Raw genomic sequence first — 22,603 nt, 5'->3', positions numbered from 1 at the left:
TGGACCCTTGAAACGACGCCCGTACAGGAAAGGCACGTGAAGCGACTCAATGACATGACGGTAAGGCTGAGCTGGACGCTGGTACTGGGCACCTTCGCCCTGCTGGTGGCGCTACTCAGCGCCCTCGGCCTCTATATCACCTCGCTCAGCGAAGACTCGATCCAGCGCCTGAACGAGGTCAACGTCGACCAGCAATCCGCCCTCAACCGGGCCAACTCCCAGCAACTCTTCCTGCAGCTCGAGCTACGCGACATCCAGGCCGGACTGCTCGACGCGGTGTGGCCCGAAGAGCGTGAACCGCTGATCGAGGCGGCGGATGCCCTCGACGACGACCTGGCCACCCTGGAGGCCACCTTCGCCGAGTTCATGGCGCTGCCGAGCCGCCCCGAGCAGGCCGAGCGCATCGCCGGGGTGGAAGCGGCCTTCCGCGCCCTGGTCGACCAGGGGCTTGTCCCGCAGCGGGCGGCGCTGGCAGAGGGCAACACCGACGCCTTCACCCAGAATCGTGAAGGCCTGATCGCGCTCAGCGACGCCTTCTACCAGGCAGCCGTGGACTTCTTCGTCGCCGCCGAGAGCAACGGCGCCGCGCTCTACGACACCTTCCTCGAGCACATGGGTCTGCTGCAGTGGGCCATCGTCGCCGTGCTGATCGTCGCCGCCCTGACCATCGGCGGCGTGCTGTGGGGTGTCACGGTCAACGTGATTCGTCCGCTGGGGCGGCTGGTCGGCTACTTCGAAGAGGTGGAATCCGGCCGCCTGGACCTGCAGATTCCCGAGCGCGGCAACAACGAGATCGGCCGTCTCTACGCCTCGCTGGCCAAGATGCAGGCGGGGCTGGCCGGCACCGTGGGCGCGGTACGCGACAGCGGCAACCTGATCTACCAGGGTGCCCAGCATATCGCCGGCGGCAACAACGACCTGTCCGCCCGCACCGAACAGCAGGCCGCCTCGCTGGAGGAGACCGCCTCGAGCATGGAGGAGCTGTCCTCCACCGTCAGCCAGAACGCCGACAACGCCCGCCAGGCCAGCCAACTGGCCAACGAAGCGAGCAGCGCCGCAGGCCGCGGCGGTGAGGTGATGCAAAGCGTGGTCACCACCATGCACGACATCCGCTCGGGCTCTCATCGCGTCGCCGACATCGTCGGCACCATCGACGCCATCGCCTTCCAGACCAACATCCTGGCGCTGAACGCCTCGGTGGAGGCGGCGCGTGCCGGCGAGCACGGCCGCGGCTTTGCAGTGGTCGCCGAGGAGGTGCGCAAGCTGGCCAGCCGCTCGTCGGAGGCGGCCCGCGAGATTCGCGAGCTGATCGACGCCTCGCTGAATCAGGTCGGCTCGGGCACGGAGCTGGTGGATGAGGCCGGCCAGGTGATGCAGGAACTGGTCACCTCGGTCACTCGCGTCAGCGACATCATGGACGAGATCGCCTCGGCCACCAGCGAGCAGAGCCACGGCATCGGCCAGGTCAACGACGCCATCAACCAGATGGAACAGGTGACCCAGCAGAACGCCCAGATGGTGCAGCAGGCCGCCTCGGCCTCCAACCAGCTCGAGGCCGAGGCCAGCCGTCTGACCGCCACCATGAGCCGCTTCCAGCTGGCCGACAGCGGGGCCGATGCCGACAACAGCCAGGACGAACTGGCCCGCTGGATGCCGGCACTGCGATCGAACCAGCGCGACGCCGAGGCCAGCCGCCACGCCGGGCAAAGACCCGGAGCCGGCCAGACCAACAGCAACAGCAACACCAGCACCAGCACCAGCCAGCACGACAGCAGCAGCGACGACGAGTGGGAGTCGTTCTGACGACCTCACTCCGGGCTGCCCGGGGTCGCCCCTAACGACCCCGGGCAGCGCCCGCGACAACCACACAAGAAAACGACCATGCAGGGGGCAAGATGCGAAACAATCAACCGACCACCCAGCGGGAATTCGTGCTCGACGACGATCATTTCCTGATCTCCCGCACCGACCTCCAGGGCCGGATCACCTACGCCAACCCGGCCTTCGTCGAGGTCAGCGGCTTTGCCCGCGACGAACTGATCGGCGAACACCATAACGTGGTGCGCCACCCCGAGATGCCGCCGGCCGCCTTCGCCGACCTGTGGAAGTGCCTTCAGGCCGGCAGAACCTGGCAGGGACTGGTCAAGAACCGCCGCAAGAACGGCGACTACTACTGGGTCAGGGCCAGCGTCTCGCCGCTGGAAGAGGGCGGCGAGGTGGTCGGCTATGCCTCTGTGCGGGTCAAGGCATCGAGTGACGAGATCGCCCTGGCCGAGCGCGCCTACGCCGAGTACCGCGCCGGCAAGCGCCGCCCCCGCTACGCCCTGCGCCAGGGCCAGCTGCGCCGGCGCGGGCTTTTCGGCGCCCTGGGACGGCTGAACCTCAAGAGCATGAAGGCGCGTCTGATCGGGCTGATCGGGGTGGCGGCGGTGCTGCTGGCGGCCAGCGGTGCGATCGGGCTCTACGCCGAGCGTCAGTCGGAGGGCTATCTGGCGTCCATCCACCAGGACGGCCTGCAGGACGTGGCCAGCCTGCAGCGCATGGACCAGCTGATCACCCAGGGGTATTCGTCGCTGGTGGGCAAGGAGCGCATGGCGCTGATGGACAAGCGTGATGAGCACGCCGCCGAGCTTTCGGTGATCCAGCAGAGCCTCGGCGGACTGTGGGAGCGCTATCGCGAGCGCGAGGTCAACCAGACCGCCCTGGCCGACATCTTCGAGCGCCAGCTCAATGAGTACCTGGAGAACTCCCTGGGCAAGTCGATCGAGATCCTCACGGGTGAAGACAGCTATGAGGTGTTCGTCGCCCTGCCCAACCACATCGGCGTGGTAGAGGCCGAGGGCAAGGCGCTGTCCGATCGGGTCACCACCTTGATCCAGGACAAGCAGGCCGCCGCCAACGCTCTGGCGGCAAAAGCCAGCCGGATGCAGCAGACCATGCTGATGGTACTGGCCGGGGTGCTCGGTGCAGGCCTTTTGCTGCTGGTGCTGATCGGTGGCCTGACCCTGCGTGCCATGCTCAAGCCGCTGCGCGAAGTGGAGCGTTTCAGCCTGCAGATCGCCTCGGGCAACCTGGGCGCCGAAGTGCCCAGCGCCCGGCGCGACGAGATGGGCCGCGTGATCGCCGGCCTCGACGTAATGCGCAAGAGCCTCGGCAGCATCATCGGCGACGTCAACAGGGCCATCGGCCAGGTCACCCCGGCGGTGGCCGACATCGCCAGGGGCAACGAGGACCTGTCGGCGCGTACCGAGCAGCAGGCGTCGTCGCTGCAGCAGACCGCCGCCAGCATGGAAGAGATGACCACCACCGTCGCCCACAACAGCGACAACGCGCGTCAGGCCAGCGGCTTGGCCTCGGACAACGCCGAGCGCACCCAGGCCACCAGCGAGCTGATGCAGCGCCTGGTGGGCAATATGGGCGAGATCACTGAGGGCTCGCGCAAGATGGCGGAGATCATCTCCACCATCGATGCCATCGCCTTCCAGACCAATATCCTGGCGCTGAATGCCTCGGTGGAAGCCGCCCGGGCCGGCGAGCAGGGTCGTGGCTTTGCGGTGGTGGCCGGCGAGGTACGCAAGCTGGCCGGCCGCAGCGCCGACGCCGCCAGCGAGATCCGTGGGCTGATCGACGACGCCAACCAGCGGGTCGACGGCGGGGCCGAACTGGTGCGCCAGGCCGAGGCATCCATGACCGAGGTCATGGAAGCCACCACCCGGGTCAATGACATCATGGCGGAAATTACCGCCGCCTCCAACGAGCAGAGCAACGGCATCGTCCAGATCAACCAGGCGGTGACCGAGATGGACCAGGTGACACAGCAGAATGCCGCCCGTGTCCAGACCTCCGCCGCCGCCGCCTACCAGCTGCGTGCCCACAGCGAGGCACTGGCCTTCGCCATTCGCGCCTTCCGCCTGAAGGGCTCGGCCCAGGAAACGGTGAGCGAGAAGCGCGAGCGTCAGGAACCACGCACCGACGACAGTGCGCCGCGACGCGAGCCGGCGCCCGCCGCCCAGACACACCATGAGGAGTGGGAAGCCTTTTGAACGAGCCCCTGGCACCACCAGGCAGCTGGAGCACGAGCGAGGGGATCCCCTCGCTCGAGCGTGACCTGCTGCTGACCGAGCGCGACTTCAGCCGCATTCGTCAGCTGATCCATGAGCGGGCCGGCATCGTGCTGGCCGAGCACAAGCGCGAGATGGTCTACAGCCGTCTGGCCAAGCGCCTGCGCCATCATGGTCTGACCCGCTTCAGCGACTATCTGGAAAGACTCGAACGACGTCCGGATGCCAGGGAATGGGAGGCGTTCACCAATGCCTTGACCACCAATCTGACGGCCTTCTTCCGTGAGGCCCACCATTTTCCGCTGCTGGCCGAGCACGCCAGTGGTCGTACCGGCGGTTACCGAGTGTGGTGTGCCGCCGCCTCCACCGGCGAGGAGCCCTACTCCATCGCCATGACGTTGAGCGATGTCTTCAGCGGCAATACCAGCAAGTTCGAGATCATCGCCACCGATATCGATACCGACGCCCTGGCCCGGGCCCGCGCCGGGGTCTACAGCATCGAGCAGCTCTCGCGGCTGGATGAGGGCCTCAAGCGGCGCCACTTCCTGCGTGGCAAGGGCCGCCACGAGGGCATGGCGCGGATTCATCCCGACGTCAGCCAACGTGTTGCGTTCCAGTCGCTCAACCTGCTCGCCCCGAGCTGGGGCATGGAAGGCAAGTTTGACGCGATCTTCTGTCGAAACGTGATGATCTACTTCGACAAGCCGACCCAGACGCGGATCCTCGAACGCTTCGCACCGCTGCTCAAGCCCGACGGCCTGCTGTTCGCCGGCCATTCGGAGAACTTCTCCCAGATCAGCGACGCCTTCCGTCTGCGTGGCCAGACCGTCTATCGACTGGCCGGACGCTGAACGACGCCTAAAGATCCCTCCCCGGCAGCCGATAACACAGATACTGGCCCATCCCCCTAGGAGAGCTGCTTGAGCGCCCCCAAGATCAAGGTGTTGTGCGTCGATGACTCGGCCCTGATTCGCAACCTGTTGAAGGAAATCATCCAGTCCCAGGCGGACATGGAGGTCGTGGCGGTGGCGCCCGATCCGCTGGTGGCGCGGGATCTGATCAAGCGCCACAACCCGGACGTGCTGACCCTGGACGTGGAAATGCCGCGCATGGATGGCCTCGACTTTCTCGAGCGGTTGATGCGGCTGCGCCCGATGCCGGTACTGATGGTGTCGTCGCTGACCCAGGCCGGCTCCGACATCACCCTGCGCGCACTGGAGCTGGGTGCGGTGGACTTTGTCGCCAAGCCGACCCTGGGCATCCGCGACGGCATGCTCGACTACGCCAATGACATCGCCGCCAAGATCCGCGCCGCGGCACGCTCGCGCCCCCGCCAGACGCGCCCGAACCAGGAGCCGCCCAGGCGCCTGTCGGCACCCATCATCGGCAGCGAGAAGCTGGTCGCCATCGGCGCCTCCACCGGCGGTACCGAGGCCATCCGCCAGGTGCTCGAGCCGCTGCCGGCGGCGAGCCCCGCCATCATCATCACCCAGCATATGCCCGGCGGCTTTACCCGCTCCTTCGCCGAGCGCCTGGACCGGCTGTGCCAGATCTCGGTCAAGGAGGCCAGCGACGGTGAGCGCCTGCTGCCCGGCCACGCCTACATCGCCCCGGGTGACATGCACCTGGAGCTGGCCCGCAGTGGCGCCAACTACATCGCCCGACTGCACGACGGGCCGCCGGTCAATCGCCACCGCCCCTCGGTGGACGTGATGTTCGACTCGGTGGCACGCCTGGCGGGCGCCAACGCGGTGGGCGTACTGCTCACCGGCATGGGCAAGGACGGCGCCGCCGGCCTTGTGAAGATGCGCCAGGCCGGCGCTTCCACCCTGGCCCAGGACGAAGCCAGCTGCGTGGTGTTCGGCATGCCGCGGGAAGCCATCGCCCTGGGAGGGGCGGACGAAACCGTCGCCTTGCCTGAAGTGGCGCCGAGGATTCTCGCGCTGGTCGCCGCCGCTGGCCGTGCCCAGCGCGTCTGATGGTCGCCCAGGGAAGGGCGTATTCGCTCAAGGAGTTCACCGTGTCACTACTACGCAATATTCGCCTGCACACCCTGATGATCGTGATGCTGGCCAGCCTGCTGGTCGCCTCGGTCATCGGCCTGGGGATCGGCATGCTGAGCAGTCACAAGGCTGCCGACACCCTGTCGCTGCTCAACCGCATCAACGTCGAGCAGCTCAACGCGGTCAATCGCGGTGACGCCCTGCTCAACGAGGCACTGCTGGAGATCGAGGTCGCCGCCACCAGCCAGCAACTGGATCGACTGGACAAGGCCCAGGAGCTGATCGTCAGTGCCGAGTCCCACTTCGACCGTTTCGCCGCCGTCCCCCGCACCCCCCAGGGCGAGGCCGTCGGCGGGCGCATCGAGGACCGCTACCCGGTGGTCATGGACGGCGCCGTCAAGCTGATCGAGGCACTGCGCGATGGCGACAGCGAAGGCTTCGAGGCCGGTAGCCTGGCGCTTGCCCCCGAACTTGCCGAGCTCAACCAGGCACTCGATGCGTTCAGCAGCTACGCCGACGCCCGCGGCAACACCATCGTCAGCGACTTCGAACGTCAGTCACGCCTTGACCGCGGGCTGGAGCTGGCGGCCCTGGCGATGATCCTGCTGGCCATCGCCGGCGCCTACCTGCTGTTGAAAAGCCTGGTGATCAAGCCGCTGGCACGGGCGGTGGAGAGCCTGGACGCCATCGCCCACGCCGACCTGTCGCGACCGATCCAGGTGCGGGGCGACAACGAGATCAGCCAGCTATTTCGCGCCATGCAGGAAATGCAGCACAAGCTTGGCCAGACCGTCAGCGAGGTTCGCCGGGGCGGCACCCGCATGGCCAGCGGCAGCCACGAGATCGCCTCGGGCAATGTCGATCTGGCGACCCGCACCGAACAGCAGGCGGCCTCCATCGAACAGACCGCCGCCAGCATGGAGCAGCTCACCACCACGGTGTCCCAGAACGCCGACAACGCCGGCCAGGCACGCCATTTGGCAAGCCAGGCTTCAACCACCGCCGAGCAGGGCGGCCAGGTGGTCAGCCAGGTGGTGGAGACCATGGAAACCATCAGCCAGGACTCGCGCCAGATCAGCGAGATCACCGGGATGATCGACGCCATCGCCTTTCAGACCAACATCCTGGCGCTCAACGCCTCGGTGGAGGCGGCACGGGCCGGCGAACAGGGCCGCGGCTTCGCGGTGGTCGCCGGCGAGGTCCGCAGCCTGGCCAGTCGCAGCGCCGAGGCCGCCGGTCGCATCAAGTCGTTGATCGAGACCTCCACCAGCCGCGTCGACGGTGGTACCCGACTCGCCCGCCAGGCCGGCGAGACCATGGCAGAGGTGGTCAGCTCGGTGCGCCGGGTGCTCGACATCGTCGACGAGATCGCCGTGGCCTCCCGCGAGCAGAGCGACGGCATCGGACAGATCGGCCAGGCGGTAGTACAGATGGACCAGACCACCCAGCAGAACGCCTCGCTGGTGCAGCAGGTGTCACGCGCCGCCGAAGACCTGGCACTGCAGGCGCGCCAGCTGGCCGCCGAGGTGGAGGTGTTCCGCCTGCCAGCAGGGCTCGAGACAGATAGCCCCGTGGCGCTGGCAAGCGCGCCGGGGCAGTCGCTGACCGCGAGCACCGGCAGCGTCCCTGACGACCTCGATGACGATGGCCGCAGCACAGACAGCAGCGATGGTCGCCGCGAGCCCGAGGCCCGCGCGAGCCAGCGACACGACGAAACCGAATGGGAGGCCTTCTAGGCCTCCACCCCAAGCGATAACGACGACGAGGACCCGTATCAATGGCCGACAAGAACATGCGCATCCTGGTGGTGGACGACTTTCCCACCATGCGCCGCATCGTGCGCAGCCTGCTCAAGGAGCTGGGCTTCACCAATGTGGAAGAGGCCGAGGACGGCCAGGACGGCCTGGCAAAACTGCGTGAAGGCGGTTTCGACTTCGTGGTCTCCGACTGGAACATGCCCAACCTGGACGGCCTGGAGATGCTCAAGGCCATCCGTGGCGACGATGCCCTGAAGTCACTGCCGGTCCTGATGGTGACCGCCGAGGCCAAGAAGGAAAACATCATCGCCGCGGCGCAAGCCGGCGCCAACGGTTACGTGGTCAAGCCGTTCACCGCCGCCACCCTCGAAGAAAAACTCAACAAGATCTTCGAAAAGCTCGGTATGTGACGCCCTGGCGCCACGAGGAGACAACGATGACACAACAGCAGATCGCCAGCGCCGCCCCCGGGCCCAACGTCCAGGGCGACGACCTGGTCCAGCGCATCGGCCAACTGACCCGCATGCTGCGTGAAAGCATGCGCGAGCTGGGCCTGGACAAGGAGATCGAAAAGGCCGCAGAGGCCATCCCCGACGCCCGTGACCGCCTTAGCTACGTTGCCACCATGACCGAACAGGCGGCAGAACGCTCGCTCAACGCCATCGACCGCGCCCAGCCGCTGCAGGATAGTCTGAGCGAACACGCCAAGGCGCTGGACGATCGCTGGCAGCAGTGGTTCGACGCCCCCAAGGAGCTCGACGAGGCCCGCGACCTGGTCAGCGACACCCGTGCCTACCTGACGATGGTGCCGGAGAACACCCAGGCCACCCAGAAGGAGTTGCTGGAGATCCTGATGGCCCAGGACTTCCAGGACCTGACCGGCCAGGTGATCAAGCGCATGATGGACGTCATCCGCGAGATCGAGGACCAGCTGGTGCAGGTGCTGATCGACAGCGTGCCCGAGAGCGAAGCCCGTGACAGCCTGCGCCGGCGCAACGAGGATTCGTTGCTCAACGGCCCCCAGGTCAAGCCTGAGAGCAGCGACGTGGTGGCGAGCCAGGATCAGGTCGACGACCTGCTCGACGAACTGGGTTTCTAGCCGCCTCGCAGAGGGCCGCGCGCCTACCATCCCTTCCCGGGATCAGACAGGGCTTCCCCCATCAGGGGGTAAGCCCTCTTTCTCGTCACCTTTTCGGGCCTTTGAACTGGCCTGCCCAAGGGACAATGGGCCATACCAGAACTTGTGCCCGTTGATCCCCCATGGCCGACAGCTCCAGCGATCAGGAAAAGACCGAAGAGGCCACCCCGCGACGCCTTGAGAAGGCGCGCGAGGAAGGCCAGGTAGCGCGTTCGCGGGAACTCGCCACCTTCATGCTGCTGCTCGGCGGCGTGGTCGGGCTGTGGTCAATGGGTGCCATGCTCTACGGCCAGCTGGGCAGCGTGATGGAGCAGGCCTTCCTGTTCGAGCGCCGCGAGGCCATGGAGACCATGCCGATGCTGTCCCAGGCGCTGGACCTGGGCAGTCGCACCCTGCTTAGCCTGATTCCGCTGTTTCTGCTGCTGACCCTGATCGCGCTGGTGGCGCCGGCGCTGCTCGGCGGCTGGCTGGTATCGGCCAAGGCACTCAAGCCCCAGGCGTCGAAGCTGAACCCGATCAAGGGCCTCAAGCGCATGTTCTCCACCCACGCCCTGGCGGAGCTGGGCAAGGCCATCGCCAAGTCGGTGCTGGTGGGCGGGGTCGGCCTGGGCTTCGTCTACCTGCATCGGGGCGAGGCGCTGAGCCTGATGGAATTGCCCATCGCCGCGGCGCTGGCGGCATCGATGAAGCTGGCCGCCGAGGCCAGCGCGCTGATGGTGCTGACCCTGGTGGTGGTGATCCTGATCGACGTGCCCTACCAGCTATGGAGCCACGCCAAGAAGCTGCGCATGAGCAAGGAAGAGATCAAGCAGGAGCACAAGGAGTCCGAGGGCGACCCCCAGGTCAAGGGCCGCATCCGCCAGCAGCAGCAGGCCATGGCCCGAGGCCGCATGATGAGCCAGGTGCCCGACGCCGACGTGGTGGTCACCAACCCCACCCACTACGCGGTGGCGCTGAGCTACCGCGAAGGCAGCATGGGCGCACCACGGGTCGTCGCCAAGGGCGCCGACGCGGTGGCCGCGCGCATCCGCGAGCTGGCCGGTGAGGCCGGCGTGCCACTGCTCGAGGCGCCGCCCCTGGCGCGCACCCTGTACCGCCACGTGGACCTGGATCGCGAGATTCCCATGGAGCTCTACACCGCGGTGGCCGAGGTGCTGGCCTGGGCCTTCGGCATCAAACGCGCCGCCAGCGAAGGCGAGACACCGCCGCCCGCCCCAGAATCCATCCAGGTGCCCGCCGAACTGGCCGTGGCCGCCTCCACGCCAGAGCGCAATGTGACAGCAGACGAGAGACAACCATGACCCCAGCGCCTGACCACAGCGCCATCGCCAACTCAGGCCTCGGCGCTTGCCGCTATCCTGGCTCAGGGGGAGACCACGGATGAAGCCGTTGTCCCAGTACCTGACCCGCCGCGACTGGATGGCCGAGATCCCGATGAAGGTGCTGGCCGGCCCGCTGTTGATCATCATGATCCTGGCGATGATGATCCTGCCGCTGCCGCCCTTCGCCCTGGATGTGCTGTTTACCTTCAACATCGCCCTGGCGGTGATGGTGCTGCTGGTCAGCATGTTCACCGAAAAGCCGCTGGACTTCGCCGCCTTCCCTGCGGTGCTGCTGTTCACCACCCTTCTGCGGCTATCGCTCAACGTGGCCTCCACCCGGGTGGTGCTGATGAATGGCCACGAAGGCGGCGACGCCGCCGGCAAGGTCATCGAGGCCTTCGGCCAGTTTCTGGTCGGCGGCAACTTCGCGGTGGGTCTGGTGGTGTTCTTGATCCTGGTGATCATCAACTTCATGGTCATCACCAAGGGCGCCGGGCGTATCGCCGAAGTGGGCGCACGCTTCATGCTCGACGCCATGCCGGGCAAGCAGATGGCCATCGACGCCGACCTCAACGCCGGTCTTATCGGCGAGGAAGACGCCAAGCGACGGCGCGCCGAGGTGGCCCAGGAGGCCGACTTCTACGGTTCCATGGACGGCGCCAGCAAGTTCGTTCGTGGCGACGCCATGGCCGGCCTGATCATCATGGTGGTCAACGTGCTGGGCGGGCTGATGATCGGCCTGATGCAGTACGACATGGCCTTCTCCGACGCCGCCCGCACCTACATCCTGCTGACCATCGGCGACGGACTGGTGGCCCAGATCCCGGCGCTGGTGATCTCCACCGCCGCCGGCGTCACGGTGTCCCGGGTCAACACCGATCAGGACGTCGGCCAGCAGATGATCAGCCAGCTGTTCGTCAATCCCAAGGTGCTGATCCTGGCGGCCGGGGTGATGGGCCTGCTGGGCCTGGTGCCGGGCATGCCCAATCTGGTGTTCCTGCTGTTTACCGTGCTGCTGGGGACCCTGGCCTGGTGGCTGACCCGCCAGTCCGAGAAGCGCCTGGTCGAAGAGCAGGAAAGCGCCGCCCCGGCGCCACCCCCGGAAGCCCCGGAGGCGAGCTGGGACGACGTCCAGCTGGTCGATACCCTGGGCCTGGAGGTCGGCCACCGGCTGATTCCGCTGGTCGACGCACGCCAGCAGGGCGAGCTGCTTGGTCGGATCAAGAGCGTGCGCAAGAAGTTCGCCCAGGAGGTCGGCTTCCTGCCACCGGTGGTGCATATCCGCGACAACCTGGAGCTGGACGCCTCCACCTACCGGGTCACCCTGAAGGGCGCCGAGATCGGCCGCGCCGAGGCCTGGCCCGGGCGCTGGCTGGCCATCGATCCCGGCCAGGTGTCCGGCGAGCTGGACGGCACCCCGACCCAGGACCCGGCCTTCGGCCTGCCGGCGGTATGGATCGACGCCAGCCAGCGCGAACGCGCCCAGGTCTACGGCTACACCGTGGTCGACGCCAGCACCGTGGTCGCCACCCACCTGAACCACCTGCTGCACCGCCACGCCTCCGAGATGCTGGGGCGCCAGGAGGTCCAGAAGCTGCTCGACAAGCTCAGCGCAGAGCAGAAGTCGCTGGTCGAGGAGGTGGTGCCCAAGGCGCTGTCGCTGACCGCCTTCACCCGGGTGCTGCAGCAGTTGCTGGACGAGGACGTGTCGATCCGCGATCTGCGCACCATCCTCGATACCCTGGCCGAGCACGCGCCCCATCAGCAGGACCCCAGCGAGCTGACCGCGCTGGTGCGCATCGCGCTCGGCCGCGCCATCACCCAGCAGTGGTTCGCCGGCCAGGAATCGCTCAACGTCATCGGCCTCGAGCCCCAGCTCGAACAGGTGCTGCACCAGGCCATGAACGGCAACGGCGCCCTGGAGCCGGGCCTGGCCCAGACCCTGATGGACCAGACCGAGGCGGCGCTGGGCCGCCACGAGGCCACCGGCGAGCCGCCGGTGCTGGTGGTCACCCCGAGCCTGCGCCCGGTACTGGCACGCTTCCTGCGCCGCCGTCTGCGCCACCTGGTGGTGATGTCCCAGGCCGAGATCCCCGACGACCGCATGCTGCGCGTCACCCATCAGGTCGGGGGGATGTGACCATGCTCCCAGCCTTGATCCTTGCCCGGAGAACCCAGTGTGCGCCGAGACGCCTGGCGGCACTCTCCCTGCTGGCGCTGTGGCTGATCGCCAGCGGCGCCCAGGGCTTCCCCGGTGCCTGGACCGCCAACGCCCCGCGCATGACCGTCGCCTCGAGCCAGCTCGACCAGTCGTCGCGACCGCTGACGCCGCCCTCCGCCAGCGTCGAGGGCGTGATCGAGCGGGTGGTGTGGCGCTATCGCACAGCGCCTGGCGCCCGCCTGCAGGGTCGCCTGTGCCATGGACAGCGCTGCCTGCGCCTGAAGGCCGCCCACGGCAGCACCGAACACTTCGCCGGCCTCGACGCCGCCGGCCACTTCGTCTTTCGTTTTCGTCTCCTGGATGGTGAGTCGCCGCTCGTTGTCGACGGCATGAGCGTGATCGTCAACCACCGTTGAGGCTGTCCCAGAGGAAAGTGCCATGTACACCGCACAAGGCAGAATGGAGCATCAGTCCCAGCTCGAAGCCTACCTCCCCATGGTGCGTCGCCAGGCCCTGGCGCTGCAGGTCAAGCTGCCCGCCGGGGTCGACCTGGACGACCTGATCCAGGCCGGCATCGTCGGCCTGCTGGAGGCGCTGGGGCGCTTCGATGCAAGCCAGGGCGCCCAGTTCACGACCTTCGCCAGCCAGCGGGTGCGCGGCGCCATGCTCGACGAACTGCGCAGCCGCGACTGGCTACCGCGCAGCGTACGCCGCCAGGCCCGGGCACTGGACGAGGCCACCCGCGAGCTGCAGCAGCGCCTCGGCCGCCCCCCGGAGGAACACGAGATCGCCGAGGCGCTGGACATGGACCTGGTCAGCTACCGACGCCTGTTGAGCGACGTCAACAATGGCCAGCTGATGCCCTTCGAGGAATTGCTCGCCGAAGGCAACGAGCATCGCTTCAGCGACCAGATCGGCATGGCGCCGCTGGCCGAACTGCTCGACGGCGAACGCCGCGAGGCGCTGGTCGCCGCCATCGCCGAGCTGCCCGAGCGGGAAAAACTGCTGATGGCGCTCTACTACCAGGAGGAGCTCAACCTCAAGGAGATCGGCGCCGTGCTGGGAGTCAGCGAGTCCCGGGTGTGCCAGATCCATAGCCAGGCGGTGAGCCGACTGCGCGCGCGATTAAGCGAGCACTGAGCCGCTCCGACAACTCAGCGAAGAAAGCGAAAGAAGAAAGCGAAAGAAGAAAACCACCGGCAAAACGGCAGGTTAGAAAGAGCGGCCGACTAGAGGGAACAGCCACCCCATAGCCATCTCTTATCAGGATTATCGGACCATTCAATTTATCCAATTGCTCGTTTCTGCGTAAGGTGAGCCCTGTCTTCAGACAACACACCCATCGCTCAAAGGAGACGGGAATGTCCCTGATCAACACCGAAGTCAAGCCGTTCAAGGCCACCGCTTACCACAACGGCGAGTTCGTCGACGTCTCTAGCGACGACATGAAAGGCCAGTGGAGCATCGTCTTCTTCTACCCGGCCGACTTCACCTTCGTCTGCCCGACCGAGCTTGGTGACCTGGCGGACAACTACGAAGAGTTCAAGAAGCTGGGCGTCGAGATCTACAGCGTCTCCACCGACACCCACTTCACCCACAAGGCCTGGCACGACAGCTCCGAGACCATCGGCAAGCTGCAGTTCCCGATGATCGCCGACCCGACCCTGACCATCTCGCGTAACTTCGAGGTGCTGATCGAGGAAGACGGCCTGGCCGAGCGTGGCACCTTCGTCATCGACCCCGAGGGCAAGATCCAGATCGTCGAGATCAACGCCGGCAACATCGGCCGCAACGCCGAAGAGCTGCTGCGCAAGGTCAAGGCTGCCCAGTACGTCGCCGCCCACCCCAACGAGGTGTGCCCGGCCAAGTGGAAGGAAGGCGAAGAGACCCTGGCGCCGTCACTGGACCTCGTCGGCAAGATCTAAGCCTTGTCCGCAAGATCTGACACTTGTCCGCCAGATCTGACACTTGACCGAAAGTGTCTTGAGCAAGATGTGACTGCGCCAAGGCTGGCTGACTCAGCCTAAATTTCCCTTGTCGCAGTCACGGCGCCTCGCCAGAGGCGCCCGTCACCCCTGAGGTGACACCCTTTTCCCCACCGGGTCGTTCGTCTCGGTCGTCCTACCAGTCGCTTATGCGAGATCGGGCCCTCTTCAGTGATTGAGGGGCCCGGTGGGGATTCTGCGGCCCAATGATCGGCCAGTCGCCGATACCGGCACTACGCCCCCAGCCGCAGACCACCATTTTCCGATTTTTATCAGGATTGCCGCTGTCATGTTGGACGACTCTCTCAAGCAACAGCTGAAAGCCTATCTCGAACGTGTCACTCGCCCCTTCGAGCTTGTCGCCACCCTCGATGACGGCGACAAGTCCAGGGAACTCCACGGTCTGCTCAGCGACATCGCCGCGCTCAGCGACCACATCAGCCTGTCCACCGAAGGCACGGACGCACGCACACCGTCGTTCGCCCTTTATCGTGATGGCGCCCCCACCGGGGTGGTGTTCGCCGGCATCCCCATGGGCCACGAGTTCACCTCGCTGGTGCTGGCACTTCTGCAGGTCGGCGGGCATCCGCCCAAGGCCAGCGACGAGGTGATCGAACAGATCCAGGCGCTGGACGCGGACATGCACTTCGAGACCTACTTCTCGCTGTCCTGCCAGAACTGCCCGGACGTGGTCCAGGCGCTGAACCTGATGGCCATCCTCAATCCGCGGATCTCCCACGACGCCATCGACGGCGCCCTGTTCCAGGACGAGGTCGAGGCCCGCGAGATCATGTCGGTGCCGAGTGTCTACCTCAACGGCGAACCCTTCGACCAGGGCCGCATGACCCTCGAGCAGATCCTGGCCAAGGTCGACACCGGCGCCGAAAAGCGTGAAGCCGAGAAGATCAGCGCCAAGGAGTCCTTCGAGGTGCTGACCATCGGCGGCGGCCCCGCCGGCGCAGCCGCTTCCATCTATGCCGCGCGCAAGGGTATCCGCACCGGCGTCGCCGCCGAGCGCTTCGGCGGCCAGGTGCTCGACACCATGGCCATCGAGAACTTCATCTCGGTGCAGGAGACCGAAGGGCCCAAGCTTGCCACCGCGCTTGAAGAGCACGTCAAGCAGTACGACGTCGACATCATGAACCTGCAGCGTGCAGAAGCTCTGGTGCCGTCAAGCGAGCCGGGCGGCGAGCACGAGGTGCGCTTCGCCTCCGGCGCCAGCCTGCGCGCCAAGACGCTGATCCTGGCCACCGGAGCCCGCTGGCGCGAGATGAACGTGCCCGGCGAGGCCGAATACCGCAACCGCGGCGTGGCCTACTGCCCGCACTGCGACGGCCCGCTGTTCAAGGGCAAGCGCGTCGCGGTCATCGGCGGCGGCAACTCCGGCGTCGAGGCGGCCATCGACCTGGCCGGCATCGTCGCCCACGTGACCCTGTTCGAGTTCATGGACGAGCTGCGTGCCGACGCCGTGCTGCAGAAGAAGCTGCGCAGTCTGCCCAACGTCGAGATCATCTCCGGCGCCCGCACCACCGAGATCAACGGCGACGGCAACCGCGTCACCGGCCTGAGCTATGAAGAGCGCGCCAGCGGCGAGCTCAAGCAGGTCGAGCTGGAAGGTGTGTTCGTGCAGATCGGCCTGGTGCCCAACACCGAATGGCTCAAGGACTCGCCGATCGAGCTGTCCGAACGCGGCGAGATCATCACCGACGCCCACGGCATGACCTCGGTCCCCGGTATCTTCGCCGCCGGCGACGTCACCACCGTGCCCTACAAGCAGATCGTCATCGCCGTGGGGGCAGGTGCCACCGCCGCCCTCGGCGCCTTCGACTACTTGATTCGTCAGTAAGGTCGAGCCCCCGACCACGACAAAGCCGTGTTCCCTGAAGACACCGTCTGGCTTCCCTGGCCGCGGTGTCCACGACCAGGAAGGTCGTGACTAGCCTGCCGCCCTTCGGGGCGGTTTTTTTTGGTTATTGATCGCCGTCCACCAGTACGCCGTAGCATCACGATGGTGTGTCACGGCACCCTGCTTGACGACGGTCGACATCACTTCAGCGCATCCCCGACACAGGACACATGCCGCCCCCTTCGGGGCAGTTTTTTTTGGCCTGTTGGTCGTGCAGGAGAGACCAATGTCAGTTCGACGGCGTCAGTCGACGTTCCACCATTGAACTTGCTCCGCTGATGTCCGGAAGGCACTCCCCCTGGGCCAGTCGCTCGAGGATGCGTTCTTCCTGGCGCTGCAGTTCCAGGGTGTGGTCGATCACCGCGTCGACCTCCGACGGTGGCAGCACCACCACGCCGTTCTCGTCGGCCAGCACCACGTCGCCGGCGGACACCACCACCCCACCGACGCTGACCGGCAGGTTCATGGCGCCGCCCTGGTCGTCGAGCTTGGTGGTCAGCGACGAGACGCCGCGGCTCCACACCGGGAAGCGCTTTGCGCGCAGGGTCGCAAGGTCGGTGGCGGTGCCGTCGATGATCACCCCGGCCAGTCCCAGGTGCGAGCCGACCTCGGTCAGCACCCCGCCCCAGCAGGCGTGACGACGATCGCCCTGGCGATCGATCACCAGCACATCGCCGGGACGCAGAAGGCGCATGGCGTGGTTGAGCAGGGTGCCGTCTCCCGGCGGCAGCGACAGGGTCACGGCGACCCCGGCTACCCGCACCGCGTCGAGCTGGCAGCGGATCTCGGGGTCGATAAAGCCCTCTTCGCGGAAGTGGCCGATGGTGGCGGTCTCGCACTCGAGCAGGCGCTGATGGCGGGCGGGGTCCAGCGGGGCGGGCAGGTCGGCGATGGTGTACACAGCGTTTTTCCTTATATCAGGCTCGGCAGCCAGGTGATCAGTCCCGGCACCCAGTACAGCATCAGCATGCCGAACAGGAAGCACAGCACGATCGGCCAGGCGGCGGCGTAGATGGTCGGCATCGACACCGAGGGTGCCCCGCCCTTGACCGCGAACAGGTTGTAGCCGAACGGCGGGGTCAGACTGCCCACCGCCAGGTTGATCAGAAACAGCGTCCAGAACCACACCGGGTCGAACCCGTAGGCCTTGACCAGCGGGGCGTAGATCGGGATGACCACCATCATGAAGGCGATCTGGTCGATGAACATGCAGGCGATAAGCGGGATCAGCATCAACAGCAGCAGCATCAGGCCGGTGTCCAGGTCCATGGCGGTGGCGGCGGCCACCAGCCCGGAGGTGGCCCCGGTAAAGGACAGAAGCTGACTGAACAGCTTGGAGCAGGCCAGGATGGTGATGATCATGGCGCTGATCGACAGCGACGACAGCAGCGCCTGTCCGGCCATCTTGAGGCTGAACTTGCGGTAGTAGAAGGCCACCAGAATGGCCCCGAGCACACCGGTGGCGGCGGACTCAGACGGCGTCGCCACCCCCAGCATCATCAGCCCCAGCACCGAGAAGATGATGATCGAGAACGGCGCCATGTTGGCCAGCGCTCGACCGCGCTGGCGCCAGTTGCCGCCGCCCGAGTCGTCCACCGCCGGTGCCCGCGACGGGTCCAGCATCATGCGCACCACCACGTAGGTCACGAACAACCCGGCCAGCAGCATGCCCGGAATGATGCCGGCGATCAAAAGGCGAGCGATGGAAACGTCGACCATGGAGCCGATGATGATCACCAGAAGGCTCGGCGGGATGATCGGTGCAAGGCCGGCGCCGCCGAGGATCAGGCCGATCGACAGACGGTCGTCGTAGCCACGCTGCTGCATCGTCGGTAGCGCCGAGCGGCTGAGCATGGCGGTCACCGCCAGGGCCGAGCCGGACAGCGCGCCGAACAGCGTCGACAGGGCCACCACGAAGAAGTACAGGCGGCCCTTGATGCGCCCCATCAAGGTGTCGAGGGAATCGAAGATGACGTCGATGGAGCCCGATCGGAACAGCAGCTCGCCCATCAGCACGAACAGCGCGATGGTGGTCAGCGTCTCCGAGGTGACGGTGTCATAGACGCTGTTGGCAAACAGGCCGAAGCCGGCGCTGCCCATCAGCCAGAAGGTGCCGGCCACGTTGATCGCCAGAAAGGCCACAAACACCGGCACGCCTAGGGCGAACAGCCCCATCAGCAGGGCGACGGCCAGGCCCAGGGTGACATACCACTCCATCGTCTACGCCTCCTGCCGTGGACTGTCGCTGGGCCACTCGACGGTGGCGGGCAGCAGCGCGCGCCGCAGAAAGTGCAGCGCGGTATTGGAAAAGCCGTAGCCAATAAAGCTCGACACCCACACCTTGGGGATATCGAGCCCCATAGCGGTGGTGGTGCCGCTGGCCAACTGGCGAAGGCTCTCGCTGATCAGCATCCAGGCTGCCAGCGCACACACCGCCGCGGTCAGCAGCGAGGTGAAGCGCTCGAAGCCCTGTCGACGGGCGGCGGGCAGGCTGTCCTGCAGCACGCTGATGGCGATGTGCCCACGGGTCCGGGCGAGTTCCGGCATGGCCAGGCTGGCCGACAGGCACAGACAGTAGGCGACGATGGAGCTCGACCACAGGGTCGGGGCGTTGAAGAAGTAGCGGGCCACCACTTCGATCCAGAAACACACGACGATGCCACACAGGGTGGCACCGCCGAGGTAGAAGCCGAATCGCGTGAGGCCATCGTGCCAACGGGCAATGGTAGCCAGCATGGGAGCGATCCGATCAGGGGGTCATGTCGTTGCTTTCGGCGATCTCGCGCATCTTGGCCACCGCCTCCGGCGACTTGTCGAGGCCGAGCTGCCAGATGCCTTCGGTCACCAGTTCGTCGAGACGCTCGGCGTCTTCCGGGGCGAACTCGGTTTCGTGCATGCCGAGCTCCCGCAGGCGCGCCCATTCCTCGACCGCCAGTTCGTCGAGCACCCCGGCGATCTCGCTTTCCAGCGCCTCGCCCTGGGCCAGCAGCACCGACTGCTGCTGCTCGTCGAGGCCATTGAAGGTGTCGAGGTTCATCAGCAGGTAGGTATAGGTCTGGCCGAAGGTGGGCTTGGAGAAGTAGCCCGCCACCTCGTGCCAGCCAAGATCCTCGACGCCGTTGAGGCCCCAGGCAGCGCCGTCGATGACGTTACGATCCAGTGAGGAGTAGACGTCGCCGCTGGACATCAGCACCGGCGTGCCACCCAGGCCCTGGGTCACGTTGGTGTAGGTGGGGCTGCCGCGCAGACGACGTCCCTCGAGGCCCGGCGAGCCTTCGATGGGCTCCTTGAGCACGTACTGGAAACCGCTGGAGCCGAGCGGCGGAATCGCCAGCAGCTTCAGGCCGAGCTCGTTGTAGTGGCTGTCGATGAAGTCCCACAGGCCGGACTCGCGGGTCTTGGCAGGATCGACGAAGACCCCGTCCATGGCCGCGCCGACACCGGTGGTGTTGGTGTGGTAGGCGCCGTGGGTGTAGAGCAGATCGAACACCCCCACCGAGACCGGCTGCAGCTGTTCGAACGGCGGCACCACGTCGGGGCCATTGAGGCTGATGGAGACCTCGCCGTCGCTGGCGCCCTGGACCTTGTCGATGTAGCGCTGGGCGACTTCGCGGGTGTAGGCCGAGGTCAGGTCGTAGCTCGACAGCATGCGCAGATCGGTGGCCTGGGCATCGGGTGACAGCGCCGACAGTGACAGGGCAGACAGCGACAGCGCGGACACGGTCAGGATGGAGCGGGAGAGTCGGGACAGGGAGCGATTCATGGTCTTCCTCGCGTTTATGGTTGTTATCATCCGTGGCCGAGGCGGGATGCGTCCGGCAGAAGGATCTTCGATACCACTTCAATCTAGTCAGGCCGACACACCGGGGTCAATGGAAAGGCACCGATCGAGTTTTTCGATTTTTAATATGTAGAATTTACAGAATTTATACAACAAAATGAAAATATAAAAACCATAAAAATAAAGAGCACTATCTTGTGAAAAATCTCGTATTAAAGGGCTATTATCTCGAAGTATTTTACGCCAAGCATGATGAGACAAAACCCCAATAACGCCTGATAAACTATATAATACAACGACCTATACAAAACACTCTCTTTCGTATAGACGCCCGCCCAGCTCCATCGTCGTTATTGCCACAGGCGACAATTTCGACACCCTATCGGCCACCTTCCAGCAGAAGAACAACTCTTTCCAGCAAGAAGGGATCGACTCGCCTGGCCGGTTACCCTCGACCAGGCCGGAGCTGGCAGGAGGTAACCCATGCCCGGCAACGGCCGACGGTGTATTCTCTGACAACAGCTTGGCCAACCATACACAGGCCAACATCAGGGCGCCTTCGGCGAGGACAGATCGTCCCCACGAGCGCCTCTTGCTGACAGAAATGAAAGGAGCCGGTGATGCGGCCGATTCACGACACCCTGGACTGGAACCTGCTGCGAACCTTTATCGTCATCGTGCAGGAAGAGAGCGTGAGCAAGGCGGCGGTGCGCCTGTACCTGTCTCAGCCGGCGGTGAGCCTGTCGCTGAAACGGCTGGAAGAACGGCTGGGCCAGAAGCTGATCGAGCGCGACAGCCATCGCTTTCGGGTGACCCAGGCGGGTCAGCTGGTGTACCGCGAGGCGGTGGATATCTACGCCAATGTGGCACGCCTGGCGGCCTCGGTGGGGGAATCGGACCCGGAGGTGGCCGGCCACGTCTCGCTGGCCTTTATCACCGGTATCCAGTGTCGCTTTCTCGACAGCGTGCTGGCGGCCTTCCATCGTCGCTATTCGCAGATCACCTTCGAGATCGAGGACATGTCGAGCCAGGAGGTGCAGCACGCCCTGTCACAGCGCCAGAGCGCGCTGGGTATCTGCCTGGCACAGAGCTGCCCGGACAACCTCGACAGCCAGGTGCTGGCGCGCCAGCGCTATCGGCTGTACTGCGGGCGCAGCCACCGCCTGTTCGGCCGCGACAGCCTGCCCATGGAAGAACTCAAGCAGGAGGCCTACGTGTCCTTTGGCAGCGAGCAGCTCGACGGGGTGCTGTCGCCGCTGGCGGTGTTCCGCGCCCAGCACGGCCTCAAGGGCCCGGTGGTGGGGCAGTCCAGTCGTCTGCAGGAGATCCAGCGCATGGTCATGGCGGGCTGGGGCATCGGCTGCCTGCCGGAGCACCTGGTGGCCCGGCAGGTGGCGGACGGCGAACTGTGGCCGCTGCCGCCCTACGACGGCGTGGCCGACATCGACCTGCACCTGATGTGGCACCGCGAAGGCCGCGCCAGCGTGGCGGAGACAACCTTCATCGAGTTCTTCCTCACCTGCATGGCCAAGGTGCCCATGGAGCACCGCCTGACCACCGGTATCGACGTGGCCGACGCCGCCCAGGCGCCCCTCGCTTTTGACGATACGCCCTGACGAACGAGGATCGGAGCTGAGCCGGGTACACCGACGTCGCCGGTCCTCCCCATTCACCAGCAAGACTCTTTGCACAAGTGTCTCCTGGGTCGTTTCGCGTTTGCTCCAGAACGCGCCTTACCCGCCCCTCGTCGATAACGCCTGAACTCGACATTTTGCGGCACATCTTGGACGACATGGATGTTTCTGATGTAAGCCCCCTCTGAAAGCACCTTCCGCCTGCTGTCCCGGCCTCGCCTCGCCAGTAGGATCCTCCAGAGTCGGACCACAGCGTCGTTCAGGGAGGATCCACCGTGCCATCTACCCTCGTTCCTTCATCACCATCTCATGAGCTGCCATCGGCATCTGGCGACCAGCCAAACGTGACCGGAGGGCACTGAGGATGGATGACGGCATGATCCCCGGCCATCGGCCCTTCCCCACCGAGGCCATCGCGGACACCGGCCAGCGCCCGGCCGTGCCGACCGAATTCACCGCCGATGAGCACGGAGGCGGCCTTATCCCCCTGAAGGAACAGCTCAACCATCGCCGGGTGATCACCGCCGAGCCCTACAGCGAAGGCGAGACCCCGGAAGCCGTGATCATGATGGACGTGGAGGAGGGATCCGTCACGGTACTCGACGTGGTCGTCCAGGCCGCCTACATGCTGCCGGTGGTCGGTAACGTCATGGCCATCGGCGACGTCGCCCGCGACGTGGTTGACCTCGATGGCAACGACGCAGACGGCACGCCGAACTACCAGAACATCTGGCTCTGGGCGGTGCTGGTGATCGACGCCATCGGTCTGGTGCCCGCCTTTGGCAACGCCTCCCGACCTGCACGTGCGGGGATCCGCGAAGGCATACAGGCGTTTGCCCGCGGTGAAGGCGTCGA

The 22,603-nt window shown here is 65.8% G+C and carries 19 protein-coding genes; 15 read left to right on the top strand and 4 right to left on the bottom strand.

Going from position 1 to position 22,603, the window contains the following annotated elements; genetic code table 11:
• Positions 1 to 36 precede the first annotated feature (36 nt).
• From C9F12_RS08335 to ahpF, 13 genes are all read left to right on the top strand, one after another.
• Entirely contained in the window at positions 37 to 1,803 is a 1,767-nt protein-coding gene (locus C9F12_RS08335; RefSeq protein WP_240184209.1) for a methyl-accepting chemotaxis protein, read from the top strand.
• 92 nt (positions 1,804 to 1,895) lie between these two features.
• Entirely contained in the window at positions 1,896 to 4,043 is a 2,148-nt protein-coding gene (locus tag C9F12_RS08330; protein ID WP_108448561.1) for a methyl-accepting chemotaxis protein, read from the top strand.
• Positions 4,040 to 4,912, top strand: a complete 873-nt coding sequence (locus tag C9F12_RS08325; RefSeq protein ID WP_108448560.1) for a CheR family methyltransferase — start codon at positions 4,040 to 4,042, stop codon at positions 4,910 to 4,912. Before C9F12_RS08330 ends, C9F12_RS08325 begins: the two co-directional genes overlap by 4 nt.
• Before the next feature lie 69 nt (positions 4,913 to 4,981).
• Positions 4,982 to 6,040: a chemotaxis response regulator protein-glutamate methylesterase gene (locus tag C9F12_RS08320; RefSeq protein WP_045992355.1), complete on the top strand. Its 1,059-nt coding sequence runs from the start codon at positions 4,982 to 4,984 to the stop codon at positions 6,038 to 6,040.
• Positions 6,041 to 6,081: 41 nt separating this feature from the next.
• Positions 6,082 to 7,800, top strand: coding sequence for a methyl-accepting chemotaxis protein (locus tag C9F12_RS08315; protein ID WP_240184208.1), 1,719 nt, complete (start codon positions 6,082 to 6,084; stop codon positions 7,798 to 7,800).
• A gap of 41 nt (positions 7,801 to 7,841) precedes the next feature.
• Positions 7,842 to 8,231 carry a chemotaxis response regulator CheY gene (cheY, locus tag C9F12_RS08310; RefSeq protein ID WP_045992353.1) on the top strand — a complete coding sequence of 130 codons (390 nt, stop codon included), beginning with the start codon at positions 7,842 to 7,844 and terminating at the stop codon, positions 8,229 to 8,231.
• Positions 8,232 to 8,257: 26 nt separating this feature from the next.
• Positions 8,258 to 8,920: a protein phosphatase CheZ gene (cheZ, locus tag C9F12_RS08305; protein WP_108448558.1), complete on the top strand. Its 663-nt coding sequence runs from the start codon at positions 8,258 to 8,260 to the stop codon at positions 8,918 to 8,920.
• Positions 8,921 to 9,081: 161 nt separating this feature from the next.
• The gene (gene flhB / locus C9F12_RS08300; RefSeq protein ID WP_108448557.1) at positions 9,082 to 10,260 is read left to right on the top strand and encodes a flagellar biosynthesis protein FlhB; all 1,179 of its coding nucleotides are present in this window, start codon (positions 9,082 to 9,084) and stop codon (positions 10,258 to 10,260) included.
• Between the two features lie 79 nt (positions 10,261 to 10,339).
• Positions 10,340 to 12,421, top strand: coding sequence for a flagellar biosynthesis protein FlhA (gene flhA, locus C9F12_RS08295; protein ID WP_108448556.1), 2,082 nt, complete (start codon positions 10,340 to 10,342; stop codon positions 12,419 to 12,421).
• 2 nt (positions 12,422 to 12,423) lie between these two features.
• Positions 12,424 to 12,858, top strand: coding sequence for a flagellar protein FlhE (locus C9F12_RS08290; RefSeq protein ID WP_108448555.1), 435 nt, complete (start codon positions 12,424 to 12,426; stop codon positions 12,856 to 12,858).
• 22 nt (positions 12,859 to 12,880) lie between these two features.
• Complete coding sequence (locus tag C9F12_RS08285; RefSeq protein WP_108132021.1) at positions 12,881 to 13,582, top strand: RNA polymerase sigma factor FliA; 702 nt, start codon at positions 12,881 to 12,883, stop codon at positions 13,580 to 13,582.
• 221 nt (positions 13,583 to 13,803) lie between these two features.
• Positions 13,804 to 14,367, top strand: coding sequence for an alkyl hydroperoxide reductase subunit C (gene ahpC, locus C9F12_RS08280; RefSeq protein ID WP_045992348.1), 564 nt, complete (start codon positions 13,804 to 13,806; stop codon positions 14,365 to 14,367).
• Between the two features lie 349 nt (positions 14,368 to 14,716).
• Positions 14,717 to 16,273, top strand: coding sequence for an alkyl hydroperoxide reductase subunit F (gene ahpF, locus C9F12_RS08275; RefSeq protein ID WP_108448554.1), 1,557 nt, complete (start codon positions 14,717 to 14,719; stop codon positions 16,271 to 16,273).
• 289 nt (positions 16,274 to 16,562) lie between these two features.
• Here ahpF and C9F12_RS08270 read toward each other — a convergent pair whose 3' ends face one another.
• The 4 genes from C9F12_RS08270 to dctP are packed head-to-tail and all read right to left on the bottom strand — an operon-like array spanning position 16,563 to position 20,096.
• The gene (locus C9F12_RS08270) at positions 16,563 to 17,234 is read right to left on the bottom strand and encodes an RraA family protein (RefSeq protein ID WP_240184207.1); all 672 of its coding nucleotides are present in this window, start codon (positions 17,232 to 17,234) and stop codon (positions 16,563 to 16,565) included.
• 11 nt (positions 17,235 to 17,245) lie between these two features.
• Positions 17,246 to 18,550 (bottom strand): TRAP transporter large permease subunit, encoded by a 1,305-nt coding sequence (locus tag C9F12_RS08265; protein ID WP_108132012.1) that lies wholly within the window; start codon positions 18,548 to 18,550, stop codon positions 17,246 to 17,248.
• 3 nt (positions 18,551 to 18,553) lie between these two features.
• Positions 18,554 to 19,069: a TRAP transporter small permease gene (locus C9F12_RS08260; protein WP_108132011.1), complete on the bottom strand. Its 516-nt coding sequence runs from the start codon at positions 19,067 to 19,069 to the stop codon at positions 18,554 to 18,556.
• A gap of 13 nt (positions 19,070 to 19,082) precedes the next feature.
• Positions 19,083 to 20,096, bottom strand: a complete 1,014-nt coding sequence (gene dctP / locus C9F12_RS08255; RefSeq protein ID WP_162816416.1) for a TRAP transporter substrate-binding protein DctP — start codon at positions 20,094 to 20,096, stop codon at positions 19,083 to 19,085.
• 638 nt (positions 20,097 to 20,734) lie between these two features.
• Here dctP and C9F12_RS08250 point away from each other — a divergent pair.
• Both C9F12_RS08250 and C9F12_RS08245 read left to right on the top strand, forming a co-directional pair.
• Positions 20,735 to 21,730 carry a LysR family transcriptional regulator gene (locus C9F12_RS08250; protein WP_108448553.1) on the top strand — a complete coding sequence of 332 codons (996 nt, stop codon included), beginning with the start codon at positions 20,735 to 20,737 and terminating at the stop codon, positions 21,728 to 21,730.
• 382 nt (positions 21,731 to 22,112) lie between these two features.
• A partial coding sequence (locus C9F12_RS08245; protein ID WP_162816415.1) for a hypothetical protein occupies positions 22,113 to 22,603 on the top strand: 491 nt, incomplete at its 3' end.

Source organism: Halomonas sp. BN3-1, from assembly GCF_003056325.1.
Lineage (GTDB): Bacteria > Pseudomonadota > Gammaproteobacteria > Pseudomonadales > Halomonadaceae > Halomonas > Halomonas litopenaei.
This window is presented reverse-complemented; position numbering and strand designations above follow the sequence as displayed.